Source organism: Brachybacterium sp. UMB0905, assembly GCF_002871795.1.
Classification (GTDB): Bacteria; Actinomycetota; Actinomycetes; order Actinomycetales; family Dermabacteraceae; genus Brachybacterium.
In genome coordinates this window covers 25,218-37,498 of the sequence record NZ_PNHL01000004.1, presented here as the reverse complement: position 1 = coordinate 37,498, position 12,281 = coordinate 25,218, and the positions used below count along the sequence as shown (strand labels likewise).

Annotated in this window: 9 protein-coding genes; 5 read left to right on the top strand and 4 right to left on the bottom strand. The window is 67.8% G+C overall.

Features of this window, described 5'->3' with window-relative positions:
- Positions 1 to 54 precede the first annotated feature (54 nt).
- The 4 genes from CJ197_RS14845 to CJ197_RS04595 all read left to right on the top strand — a co-directional run bounded on the left by CJ197_RS14845 (position 55) and on the right by CJ197_RS04595 (position 4,672).
- The gene (locus CJ197_RS14845; protein WP_146007701.1) at positions 55 to 2,517 is read left to right on the top strand and encodes a hypothetical protein; all 2,463 of its coding nucleotides are present in this window, start codon (positions 55 to 57) and stop codon (positions 2,515 to 2,517) included.
- Positions 2,514 to 3,056 carry a hypothetical protein gene (locus tag CJ197_RS04605; protein WP_102235585.1) on the top strand — a complete coding sequence of 181 codons (543 nt, stop codon included), beginning with the start codon at positions 2,514 to 2,516 and terminating at the stop codon, positions 3,054 to 3,056. Before CJ197_RS14845 ends, CJ197_RS04605 begins: the two co-directional genes overlap by 4 nt.
- 180 nt (positions 3,057 to 3,236) lie before the next feature.
- Positions 3,237 to 4,304, top strand: coding sequence for a thioredoxin-disulfide reductase (gene trxB / locus CJ197_RS04600; RefSeq protein WP_102235584.1), 1,068 nt, complete (start codon positions 3,237 to 3,239; stop codon positions 4,302 to 4,304).
- An 8-nt stretch (positions 4,305 to 4,312) separates the two neighbouring features.
- A complete protein-coding gene (locus CJ197_RS04595) occupies positions 4,313 to 4,672 on the top strand; it encodes a hypothetical protein (RefSeq protein WP_102235583.1) in 360 nt (119 codons plus the stop codon).
- Positions 4,673 to 8,182: 3,510 nt separating this feature from the next.
- On the opposite strand, the gene CJ197_RS15505 is transcribed toward CJ197_RS04595, so the two are convergent.
- Positions 8,183 to 9,238 carry a ParB/RepB/Spo0J family partition protein gene (locus tag CJ197_RS15505; RefSeq protein ID WP_233190643.1) on the bottom strand — a complete coding sequence of 352 codons (1,056 nt, stop codon included), beginning with the start codon at positions 9,236 to 9,238 and terminating at the stop codon, positions 8,183 to 8,185.
- Between CJ197_RS15505 and CJ197_RS15500 the strand changes: the two genes are divergently transcribed.
- Entirely contained in the window at positions 9,225 to 9,791 is a 567-nt protein-coding gene (locus CJ197_RS15500) for a hypothetical protein (RefSeq protein WP_233190642.1), read from the top strand. The two genes, CJ197_RS15505 and CJ197_RS15500, sit on opposite strands and share 14 nt — an antisense overlap.
- Before the next feature lie 249 nt (positions 9,792 to 10,040).
- Here the strand turns inward: CJ197_RS15500 and CJ197_RS04585 are convergent, their stop codons facing one another.
- The 3 genes from CJ197_RS04585 to CJ197_RS04575 are packed head-to-tail and all read right to left on the bottom strand — an operon-like array spanning position 10,041 to position 12,089.
- Positions 10,041 to 10,970: a ParA family protein gene (locus tag CJ197_RS04585; protein WP_199173874.1), complete on the bottom strand. Its 930-nt coding sequence runs from the start codon at positions 10,968 to 10,970 to the stop codon at positions 10,041 to 10,043.
- Positions 10,957 to 11,625, bottom strand: a complete 669-nt coding sequence (gene rsmG / locus CJ197_RS04580; RefSeq protein WP_233190641.1) for a 16S rRNA (guanine(527)-N(7))-methyltransferase RsmG — start codon at positions 11,623 to 11,625, stop codon at positions 10,957 to 10,959. The genes CJ197_RS04585 and rsmG overlap by 14 nt, the downstream gene beginning before the upstream one ends.
- Before the next feature lie 2 nt (positions 11,626 to 11,627).
- The gene (locus tag CJ197_RS04575; protein WP_233190661.1) at positions 11,628 to 12,089 is read right to left on the bottom strand and encodes a R3H domain-containing nucleic acid-binding protein; all 462 of its coding nucleotides are present in this window, start codon (positions 12,087 to 12,089) and stop codon (positions 11,628 to 11,630) included.
- Positions 12,090 to 12,281: the final 192 nt, after the last annotated feature.

Genomic DNA, 12,281 nt, shown 5'->3' with positions numbered 1-12,281 from the left:
CATGGGCGGACGTCGACTCCCACCCTCGACGGCCACAGCACAGAAGGATGGTCGGTGAACACGAACTCGCAGCAGGATGCCCTGTCTACGCGATGGACGCTGGAGGGCCGCATCCCCCTGTCCCGGGTGGCCGAGGGTGCCGAGTGGCGCCGGGCCCGGGTGGTGGATACCGACGAATCGGTGGTGCTGTTCATCGTGCGCGGCCAGGCCGCCGCGGAGACGGCCGATGCGGTGCGGCGCGCCTACCTGGTGGAGGATGCGCGGCTGCTGCCGGTGCGGGAGATCGCGGCACCGGATGATGAGCTGACGGTGGTGGAGTACCCGTTGCCTCCGGCACCGCCGCTGGCTGCGTTGCTGAGCAAGGGGGCGCTGCATCCGGAGACGGCTCGCGCGATCATCGGCGAGGCGGCCGCAGGGCTCGAGGTCGCTCGCCGACGCGGGGTGCGTCACCAGTTCCTGGATTCCAATCGCGTATTCGTGGACACCGCCTCCGGGGAGGTCGTCGTTCTGGGGGTGGGGGCCGAGGCGGCCTCGCATCCGGGTCTAGATCGGTCCCGGGAGGTGGCGTCGTTCCAGGACACGGCGGCGCTTGTGGCGCTCCTGTACCGGGCGCTGACGGGCCGCAGCCCGCGCCGCGGGGAGGGCGGGACGGTGCCGCGGCCCTCTGCGGTGACCGCGCAGGAGATCCCGCCGGATCTGGATCTGCTGTGCGATGCCGTGCTCAATGAGTCCTCTGATGACATGCCGGTGACCACGCGGTCTCTCATCGAGGAGCTGCGGCCGTGGCAGTCGATCCCGGTGACGCTCGAGGCCTACGGGTCGCGGCAAGAGACGGCGGCACAGCCGGTGGCGGGACCCACGGCGCCGGCGGCAGGAGCGCAGCCGGCTGCCGAGGCGCCGACGGCGCCCGCGGCTGAGCAGGGGCCTGAGGCAGAGCAGGGGCCCGAGGCCCCGCAGGAGCCCACGGCCCCGCAGGAAGCTGAAGCGCCGCAGGCCGCGGCGCCGCAGGGACCCGCTTCGGCACCGACGGGTCCGCCGCCCGCTGTGCCCGCTGCGGCAGCTGGCGTAGCCACGCTCGCCGGGGCCGCGGCCGCTGCTGCGGCATTGCCTGGCGCACCAGATGCGACCGGCTCCCCCCAGGAGAAATCGACGGACAGCACCGCGGCGCCTGGGACCGTGGCCGAGCACTCCACCGACGCGGCGCCGCCAGATCAGGATCCGGCAGAGGATACGGCTGCCACAGCTCCGCCGAGCCCGGCCGCGGAGGGGGCCGATGCGGCAGCCGCCGCAGAGTCCTCTCGCGCCGCGAATGCCCTGGTCCAGGAACTGCATCTGACACAGAAGCGCAGCAGCAGCCCGTTCCCGGGGCAGATGTCGATCTCTCCGCAGCAGCCCGCTCCCGCCAAGGATCCCGCTCCGGCGACGGACGCCAAACCAGATGCGACAGCGGACGCGGGAGCTGCCCCGGCGCAGACCACCGGGACGTCCGCCGCCACGGCTCCCACCGACGAGCCCCCGTCGGCCACCTCACCGGAGCCTTCCCCCGAGCAGCCACCATCGGCCACCCCTCTCGCCGCAGGCGGGGCAGCGGCGGCCGCCGCCGTGCCCTCCCCGCCCGCCACGCCGGCGGCATCTCCGGCGACGCCGCCCACTGAGGACGAGGATGACCCCACCCCGGCCGCCGCACCGGAGCCGTCGGGCCCGATCGTGGTGCACGGACGCGATCGGTCGGTGCTGGAGGAGACGGCACCGTCAGCCGCGTGGGCGGGCGGTCGCTCGTCCCTGCTGCGCGACGTCGTGGGGGTCGCCACCGATGCCGATGACCCGGACACCTTTGCGCTGGGCCCGCAGGATCAGGAGCGCCGGTCGCTGCAGTCCCAGTGGATCATCGCCGGTGGCGTCATCCTCGTGATGCTCGCGCTGGTACTCGCCATCACGACGGTCACCCGCGACCTGCCCTCGATCATCGAGGACCCGCTAGCCACATCGGAAGCCCCCAGTGAGGAGCCGACGGCGGACGAGGAGACCGGGGAGGCTCCGGTCGAGCCCACGGCCGAGGAGACCGAGGAGGAGCTGCCCGCGGCGCAGCTGGCGAGCGTCGAGCTGTTCACCCCGGGCGGTGACGAGGTCGACAATGCGGACCAGCAGGATCGGATCCACGACGGGGATCCCGCCTCATTCTGGTCCACGAAGTACTACGCGACTCCGGACTACGGCGGTCTCAAGGATGGAGTGGGGGTGCGCGTCCACCTGGCCGAGCCCTCCGAACTGAAGGCGGTCACGGTCACGACGGCCAAGAACACCGGCGGCACCCTCGAGCTGCGGGCGGTGAACGACGATGGCAGCCTCGGTGACGTGCTGACCAGCGGAAGCTTCGCCGGTGACGGCGAGGTGCGACTAGATCTGCCCGAGCCGCTCGAGACCGAGCAGGTCGCGCTGTGGATTCCTGAGCTGCCGCCGGACAGCGACCAGGCGGGGAACTTCCGCGCCCGTATCGCGGAGATTCGCGTCGAATGAGCGGGGTGCGTCCGCCGCGCCACCGGCCGGGCACGCTGCTGGGCGTGCCACTGCCCGTGGTGCTCGCGGCCCTGGTGATCTCCGGGCTGCTGGGAGTGCAGCTGGCCGGGGCGCTTCAGGAGTCCACGGCCGGCTCTGGACGCTCGGAAGCAGCGTCGGTGGATTCCGTGGACGGCGCGGGGAAGAATTCGGCTGGCCTGCCCGTTGTCACTGAGACAACGCTGGGCACGGAGGTGCAGCGGCTGGTGGATTCCGGCTCCATCCAGCCGCTGACCACGTTCGATGCGCCCGGATGCCTGCAACGGCTGGGCGTGCATGATTCGATCCTGATCATGGAGGAGGTCGCCTGGGGTGGGGACGAGACACCCAGCTGGCTGCTGGTGCATGGCCCCACCGACCGCGAGACCCTGCAGGCCGCGGGCGGCATCATCTCCGCCACCGTGGTGCTGCCGGGCTGCGGCGAGACCACCTTCGGGGCCGATGCTCCAGCGACCGAGGACCTGATCTGGTCCGGTGACGTCATGATCGGCTCACTCTGACCCCAGCCCCTGACCGCCCGTATCCTGTGGCATTCGTACCTTCGGCATTCGTACCTCTGGCACCCGAACCTTCGGCACCCGAGCCTCTGGCCCTTCCATCCCGTGAGCACCTACTGCGTCTGACCACACGCCCCCACCGAACCCACCCATCGTTCTTAGACCCGGAAGGACAATCCCTCCATGACCCAGCCCATCCAGGCCCTGAACATCCTCGGCACCTCGGCGACTCCCGCCGAGCCGCAGACCGCGCCGGTCGCCGCCGGGGAGCAGGCAGGCCCCATCCATGAGGTGATCATCGTCGGCTCCGGTCCGGCCGGGTACACCGCCGCCATCTACACAGCCCGGGCGGAGATGAAGCCGCTGGTGATCGCCGGGGCTCTGGATGCGGGTGGGGCGCTCATGACCACCACCGATGTGGAGAACTTCCCGGGTTTCCCGAGCGGCATTCAGGGCCCGGAGCTCATGACCCAGATGCAGGAGCAGGCCGAGCGCTTCGGTGCGGAGGTGATCTACGACGATGCCGTCGAGCTCGAGCTCGAGGGAGAAGTCAAGCAGGTGACGCTGGCCGATGGCACGGTGCATCGGGCTCGGGCGCTGATCCTCACCACCGGCTCGGCGTACCGCAAGCTCGGAGTGGACGGCGAGGAGGAGCTCTCCGGCAAGGGGGTGAGCTGGTGCGCGACCTGCGACGGGTTCTTCTTCAAGGATCAGGACATCATCGTGGTGGGCGGCGGTGACAGCGCCGTGGAGGAGGCGACGTTCCTGACCCGCTTCGGGAAGTCCGTGACGCTCGTGCACCGACGCGATGAGCTGCGGGCTTCGAAGATCATGGCGCGCCGCGCGGAGGCCGATCCGAAGCTGCAGATCCTGTGGAACACGGAGATCGCGCGGATCAACGGCACGGAGTCGGTGCAGTCGGTGACGCTGCGGGACACCGTGACCGGTGAGGAGCGCGAGCATCCCACCTCCGCGGTCTTCGAGGCGATCGGGCATCTGCCGCGCACGGATCTGGTGCATGGAAAGCTCGAGCTCGACGATGAGGGATACATCGTGTGCCAGGGGCGGGGCACCTACACCTCGGTGCCGGGCGTGTTCGCGGCCGGTGACGTCGTGGACCACACGTACCGCCAGGCGATCACCGCGGCGGGCACCGGCTGCCAGGCCGCTCTCGACGCGGAACGGTGGCTCGCGGACCAGGATGCTGAGGATTCCGCGGAAGCTCAGGGGACCGCGGCCCCGCAGGCGTGAGTGCGTCTGTGGCGGAAACCGAGGCCGACGACCGGGTCGTCGTTCTGGTCTCCGCCGACTGGGCGGGCCCGTCACGTCCGGCCCCGACGGTGCTGCGGGAGCTTGCGCGGCGATGGGGAGAGGGCCGACGCACTCTACTCATCGAGGATCCCGATGACGCCGTGCTCGACCAGCTGCAGGTCAATGTGCTGCCGACGTGGCTGCTGTGCGCCCCAGGAGAAGGTCCGCAGACGATTCCCGAACTCTCCGGCACGACGGGGAGCGGGGAGGACGCCGTGTGGGAGGGACCCTGGCAGGTCCTCCACCGACGGGATGGGGCGCTGCCGAAGCATGCGGTGGATGCAGAGTTCGGTCCGGGCGCAGCATGACAGGTAGCACAGCCCCGGGGCCGATGTCCGCACCGGGGCCGTCATGGGCGCACGCGGTATCGCGCGGAGGGCGGACGCGGTATCGCGCGGGGGGCGGACGCGGTGCCGCGCCGACGGCGCGTCACGGTACGTGCCCGGGTAAGGCCACCCTCCTAGCACCGCAGCCCTGAGCACTGCGGTGCGATTTTGTGGGCCCCGGCCAGACCGGGCACGAGGCTGCTGTCAAATCCACACCGCGTATCCCTGCGACGTGCTGCGATGCTCCATCCACAGCGTCTTCCACACTGTTATCCACAGTGATGGGAGGGCCTGTCCACACAGCTATCCACAATCGGGTGTGGACAGCTCTCGAGATGTTTTGTCCTGAGAACCTCTCGCACAAATGCCCTGACCAGTGCTGATGAACAGGTGTGGATATTGTGCTGCCGATCTGGTGACGCGGAAGTCCTTCGCTCATACACAGTTTCACGTGGACAGTACGGGCACACGAGAGCCACTTATCCACACTGCTGCGCACACAGTGTGCATGACAGCTCCCGAGAGTCCGAGAACTCTGAACCACCAGACGTCCGGCCGGCCAGCCGCTCAGGTGTATCGATCGTTGCATGCGCCGAGTGAGCATCTGTCACCGCACACACGCCGGGTGCCGGGAGCCAGAGCTGCACCGCGATCTCCCCTCTCCGGGGGAGGACAAGTTTCACACGAAACGCGACCCTGTTGCGGTCTCACCACGTTCCACAGGAAACCTGCCTGGCGCAGGGTTTCGTTGTACACCCGCAGTCCATCTCCCGTTCACACCGATCATCAGTGCAGGTCATCGTGGCATAGAGGCGAATTGTCGGCACCCTTGAGCCTGAGACACCGGATCGGTAGGTGCACCGAGGGCGACACCGTACTCGCCCGGCGCCTGCTCTGATGCTATGGACTATCGAGCGGGGCTGTCCGCAGAGGGCTCGGCGCTCGAGATCCGACTCTCTCAACCCGCCGGTGGTCCATAGAGGACCCATGTCTGGGGAGTGAAAAGGAAGTCGGTTCCCCGTGAAACCCGAGGCTAGACATCTTCCTGACGGTCCAACAATTTCTGTATCAATGAATGCTGCGGGCTTTTCTCCTCGGGGGCTCCCATCGCCCCTGCCCTCTTTCAGGTGCTCTTAGTCATCACGGAGACCGGTGACAGTCAGGCATGAACACCGCGCGAGCCTACCTGCAGGCCGGTTCCAAGGGTGACGCCCAGGGGCCGACATTCCCTCTGGCTCCTTGCGGTTCTTCTGGTTTCACGCGAAACCATGCCATGCAGCACAGTATGCGGCGTCGCGCGCCTTATCAGCGGCAGTGCCATCGTCTTCCGCGACTCTAGGGACCTGAGAGAGGGCCGAGCCGACATACTCCACAGTGGGTTTCATGTGAACCATTGGACCGACTGCTTCCACTCAGCTCCTCAGAGCGCAAGGAGGGTCAGGGGCACATACCAGTCCGCCCCACGCCCTGGGCTTGCGCAGCCGTCCTTCGCTAGACAGCACAGCGTTTCACGGGAAATGTCAACAGTCTCATAGCAGCTGACATCGATGAACCCCAGTAGGCATTCTCGTAGATCAACCTCTCAGGCACGCAGATCACGGGGTGCCCGTCGCGTGTCCCTGAAGGGTGTCTACCCATGCCCACGCTTCCTCAGACCCCACTGAGCGCGCGAGTGAGGCGTGACCACCCGTTACGCCACGTTGCACGGCATGTTTCCCGTGAAACTCCGTGCTGTGGAGGCTTCGTACCAATCAAGAGCACCATCCACTCCATATCAGATCGCCGTTGAGTCTGTGCTGCGGCGCACTCCTGTCCGTGCCACTACGGGATGAGCGGGGATCATCCTCTCGAGGGCCTCGGGGCGCAGTTTCACATGAAACAGCGCTGACAAACCCGCTCGCAGACCTCTTGCGCGGGAACCCGACACGCAGTGTGAACCCTCATGGCCCCTCGCATCAGTACCGCGTCGCCGACTGTTCCCGCTGCTGGGTTTCACGGGAAACACTGTGGAAACCCATCCCGACCGAGACCGTATTGACTGCGGAGACTTGAGGCTCGGGCCGGGACTGCTTCCTCACACAATGGCGACGTGCAGACGACGCCTGGGCTGCTGATGCACCACTCTCATGCATGCAGTCCGTGGAGTGATCGTCGAGCCGCCCAATCGCTGAGTTTCCCGTGAAACCTATCGGACGGGTGACACGCGTGAACTGTTGGATCCGCGAGATGCGCTCGACATAGGGCAGGGGCTCTTCGGCTGACGCACCGATACATCACCGCCATCACGGGGGATGGGGCGTACATGCGAGTCGATAATTCACAGGGTGCGTGAAATGGAGATCGTGTGACGCCAGATAGACGGACCAGGAACATGAGCTGCTCCTGGGTTCGCTTCGCAGGAGGAGCAGATGACGCACCGGGGCTCAGCGGCTCCAACTTGCGACCGAGGATCGTCATGCTGAACAGTTCGCCGCGGTCCCCGGGGAGTGCGTACAGCATGCCGAACGGTGCACGTTTCCCGTGGAACATGTCCACGTGGCGTCATCACCCATCGTCAACGCCAACATGAATAGCCAAAGCCGCGCACCGGCAGCCCATGAACCCCTTCCCGGCAGAGCATTCGCCCACGAGCGCACGCCCTCCGACTCCCGCGTTTCACGGGAAACATTTCGCGTACTCAGTCAGCCTGGAGCTCCAGGCGAGAGCGCGGATTGTCGCTATGAGGGAGGCCCCATCCTCCATGGTCGTTCGTTTTCAACGCATCGTTTCACGCGAAACATGGTGATGGCTCCGCATACGAAAACGCCCGACAACTGTGATCGGGGTGCGCCTTGAGGCGCGGCCGCTGGCGATCTTCTAGGTTTCACGGGAAACAGTGGGCACGGGCTCCCTGCAGCTCAGCCCCTTATGCACCGCTCTACGTCGCATCTAGCGGCCGGAGTTTCACGGGAAACTGTTGCTCGAACCTTCCCCCTACACACCGCCTCGTACAGATCACGACCCCACGAGGTAGACAGAGCCGCGTGCATTCAGCGGTCTCACCCACGCACCCGCACGGGCATTTTGTCACGCGGCAGAGAACTATCTGACAGCAGACCCACACGAGGTCCGAGAGGCTCACCGGCGGCCAGCGGAGGAGGACTCCACCCTCATCCAGGTCCACTTCGGGATCCGAGAGCTGAGTCGGCGCCGTAGCCTGCATCGATTTATCCACAGTGTTGTGCACATCAGTGGATAAGCACATCACGGGGTATAGCTGCAGGCAGACAGCAGCGTCAGACGAGAACCACCGCCGCGACGGGGTCCGGGCCTACACATTTACCTGACATATTTTGACGATAATGTCAGATCACCTGATGGGTTTCCACCGCCGATGATCCTCGGATCACCGGGCTCAGTTCACCAACACTCCGCAGCCCCTGCAGTGCCACACGGCGTACCGACACCGCGTGTCACGTCATGACGTCACGGGTCCTCACCCGTGGACGCGTCTCACTCCTGTGCGGCGTCGTCGTCGTCAGCACTCCCCTGGGGGAGCGGGATATCCAGTCCCATGCTCTCCACCAGGCGATCGAGGTCGTCGAGGTTCGTGAACTCGAGGGTGATCCGGCCCTTGCGCTTGCCCACATCGATCCGCACCGGGGTCTCGAGGCGGTTGGACAGCCGGCTCGTCAGGTCCACAACGTGCGGGTCATAGGTGCTGCGTCGCACGGGACGGGAGGTGGTGTCGCGGCCGCCGCGGGCCACGAGGCGTTCCACGGCCCGCACGGACAGGCCCTCGCTGACGATCCGCTGGGCGAGCTCTTCCATGAGCGCGGGGCTGTCGAGCGAGAGCAGGGCACGGGCGTGCCCGGCGCTGATCGCTCCGCTGGCTAGCCGGCGCTGCACCAGTGCAGGCAGGCGCAGCAGGCGAAGCGTGTTGGTGATCTGGGGACGGGAACGGCCGATGCGTTCACCGAGCTCGTCCTGGGTGCAGCCGAAGTCATCCAGGAGCTGCTGGTAGGCGTTCGCTTCCTCCAGCGGGTTCAGCTGGCTGCGGTGCAGGTTCTCCAGCAGCGCATCGCGCAGCAGGTCATCATCGCTGGTCTCGCGGATGATCGCGGGGATCGCGGGCAGACCGGCCCGGCGGGCGGCCCGCCAGCGGCGCTCACCCATCACCAGCTCGAAGGATTCACCATCCGCGGTGACGGGGATGGGCCGCACCACGACAGGCTGCAGCACACCGACTTCGCGCAGCGAGTAGGCGAGCTCATCCAGCTCGTCCTCATCGAAGAGGGTGCGAGGGTTACGGGGGTTCTCGCGGATCTCGTGGATCGGGATCTCGGCGAACTCCGCACCCGGCACGCTGACCAGTTCCCGCGGCTCGTCGACTGCCGGGGCCTCGCTGGGTACCTCATCGGTCTGCTCTGCGGTGACAGCGCTTGACGCGCCCGCGGTCGCGGTGCCCTCATCCGTCACCGCCGGGTCAGTGGGGCTCTGGGCTGCGCCGATGGTCTCCGCGAGATCCGTCTCCGGCGCCTGATCGACAGTCTCGATGCTCTCGGGCATCGGCTCATTTACCTGCTGGTCAGCGGTCGCGTCACTCGTCTTGGCGCTCGAGGGCTTCCGGGTCGAGGAGTTGCCCGGGGAGCTCTTCGCCGCGGGCTTCTTCGCGGTGGTCTTCCTCGCGGTGGTCTTCCTCGCGGCAGGCTTCTGCGGGGCCGTCTTCTTCGCAGCAGTCTTCGTGCTGGTCGAGGGAGCGTCGTCGGTCGTCCCCCCGGCCGAGGTCTTCGCCGCTGAGGTCGTTGTGCCGGAGCGCTTCGTCCCGGCGCTCTTCGATGCCGCACTCTTGCCCGTGCTCTTTGCCGATGTGCTCTTCGCTGCCGCGCTCTTCGCAGCCGTGCCCGTCCCCGCGCTCGTGGTCGTCGTGCGCTTTGTCCCGCCACTCGTGCGCGGCGCCCGGGTGCTGGCCTTCGCCGTGTCCTCGGCCCCGTCGGCCGTCTCCGTGTCCCCGCTGCTGCGGCGCCCCTTCGCGGTGGTCTTCGCGGTGCCCCGCCCTCGTCGCTCGGCGGCGGCCCTCGCCATGTCATTGGCGAGGTCTCGGCTGCTGGAGCGCCGCTGAGCTCGCTCCTCGGAGCGTTCGACCTGTTCACCGGAGAAGAACATGTCCACCGGGCGCGAGGAGCTGGAGTTCTCCCCGGCCGGGCGCGTGCGCGTGCGCAGCTCCGGCTCCGGAGCCGGGGCGGGAGAGCCCGCACCCGGGATGAGGGCGCCCAAGCCGCGTCCGAGTCCGCGCTTCTGCGTCATGCCGATGTCCTTCCGACGGGGTGAGCGGCAGCCGCGCGACGGTGCGCGGCATCGCCGAGGGGGTTCAGGGGGCGGTACGGGAGTTCAGCTCATGAGCAGCGGCGCGATAGGCGAGGGCACCGCTTGAGCTCGGATCGTACGTGAGCACGGTCTGCCCGTAGCTGGGGGCCTCGGAGATCCGCACCGACCGCGGGATCGTCGTCTCCAGGGTCTGCTCGGGGAAATGGTCGCGCACATCCTGCGCCACCTGCGCCGCCAGCCGCGTGCGGGCGTCGTACATGGTGAGCATGATGGTGGAGACCACCAGATCCGGGTTCAGGTGCCGACGGATCAGCTCGATGTTGTTCAGCAGCAGGGACAGGCCCTCCAGCGCGTAGTACTCCGCCTGGATCGGAATCAGCACTTCGCGGGCTGCGACGAGCGCGTTGACCGTCAGCAGGCCAAGGGACGGCGGGCAGTCCACGATCACGTAGTCCAGGCGGGGCAGTCCCTCATGCTCGCGCTGCTCAAGCAGTTCGGTGATCGCGTTCTTCAGGCGGTTCTCCCGCGCCACGAGGGAGACCAGCTCGATCTCCGCCCCGGAGAGGTTGATCGTGGCCGGAGCGCACAGCAGGCCCGGCATGTCCGGGACCTCCTGCATGATCTCGGCGATCGGGGTGGAGTCCACGAGGACCTCGTACATCCCCGGCACCTCGGCGTGATGCTCGATGCTCAGCGCCGTCGAGGCGTTGCCCTGCGGGTCTGCGTCGATGACCAGCACCTGCAGCCCGCCCATCGCGAGCGCCGCCGCGATGTTCACGGCCGATGAAGTCTTGCCCACCCCGCCCTTCTGGTTCGCGACCGTGATGATGCGGGTCCGCTGCGGCGCCTCGAAGTCCAGTCCCTCGAGCTGTCGCCGACGGGCATGATCGCGCGTCAGCTCCCGCATCAGCGGGGTGTCCTCCATCGCGCCGGGGCTGGTGGAGGAGTCGTCGCGCTTCTCAGCCACGTCCATCTCCCTTCCGGGTCGCCTCGGCACGGCGACGCACGTGGACCACTGTAGTGGGAACCTCCACCTCGCCGTCCCCGTGGGTCGTGATGCGCGGATCCTCACCGCCGAGCTTCGTGAGAACCTTGTGCGCCTTCTCGATCTCCTGCGCCGCTGAGGAGCCCTTCATGGCCAGCAGCTCGCCGCCGGGGGCCACCAGTGGCAGGGTCCAGCGCGCCAGCTTGTCCAGCGCCGCCACGGCCCGTGCGGTCACCGCATCGAACTGCCTTATCCCGTGCAGCTCCTCGGCGCGGGCGCGCACCACCTCCAGGCCCAGGCCCAGCTCGCCATTGACCTCATCGAGCCAGGTGGTGCGCCGCTGCATCGTCTCGATCAGAGTGATCTCAAGCTCCGGCCTCGCGATCGCGATGACCACGCCGGGTAGGCCCGCCCCGGAGCCGACGTCCGCCAGCGTGCGCACCTCAGGGCCGATCGCATCAGCCAGCAGCGCGCAGTTGACCAGGTGGCGCTCCCACAGCCGGTCCACCTCCCGCGGGCCGATCAGTCCGCGCTCGACCCCCTGCTGCGCGAGCAGGCGGACGAAACGCTCGGCCAGCGGCAGGCGGTCGCCGAGCAGACGCGCGGCAACCTGCTGCAGGTTCTCGGGGAGCTCGATCTGCACGATCAGGCGGAGGGGTAGATGACCACGTGACGGCCCTTGCCGTCGCCGTCGGACTCCGAGCGCAGCCCCTCGCGCTTGGCGACGTCGTGGACCACCTTGCGCTCGAAGGGGTTCATGGGCTTCAGCGGCACCGGCTGCCCGGTCTCCTTCGCCTCCGCGATCGCGTCATCCGCGAGGGACTCGAGCGACTTCTTGTGCTCGGCGCGGAATCCGCCGATGTCCAGCATGAGGCGGGAGCGGTTGCCGGTGCGGGTCTGGACCGCCAGGCGCGTCAGCTCCTGCAGGGCGTCCAGCAGCTCGCCCTTGGGGCGGTTCAGGCGGGCCAGCTGGTCCGCGCTGGCGATCTCCACGGAGGCGCGGTCGCCGTCCACGTCGATATCGATGTCGCCGTCGAGGTCCGCGATGTCCAGCAGCTCCTCGAGGTAGTCGGCGGCGATGTCGCCCTCCTCCTCGAGACGCCGCATGCGCTCCTGCGCGGACTCAACGGGCGCCGCTGGCTCAGCAGACGCTGCAGAGGCTGCGGAGTCAGTGAGCTCGGCGGGCTGCTCCTGGTCGCGCTCGTCGACCTCGGGATTGTCGATGGTGGTGTCGTTCATGGCAGGTCCTTACGGGGTGCGGGGTGTGCCCCCGGGGCGACTGTGCTCCCGGCGGGCACG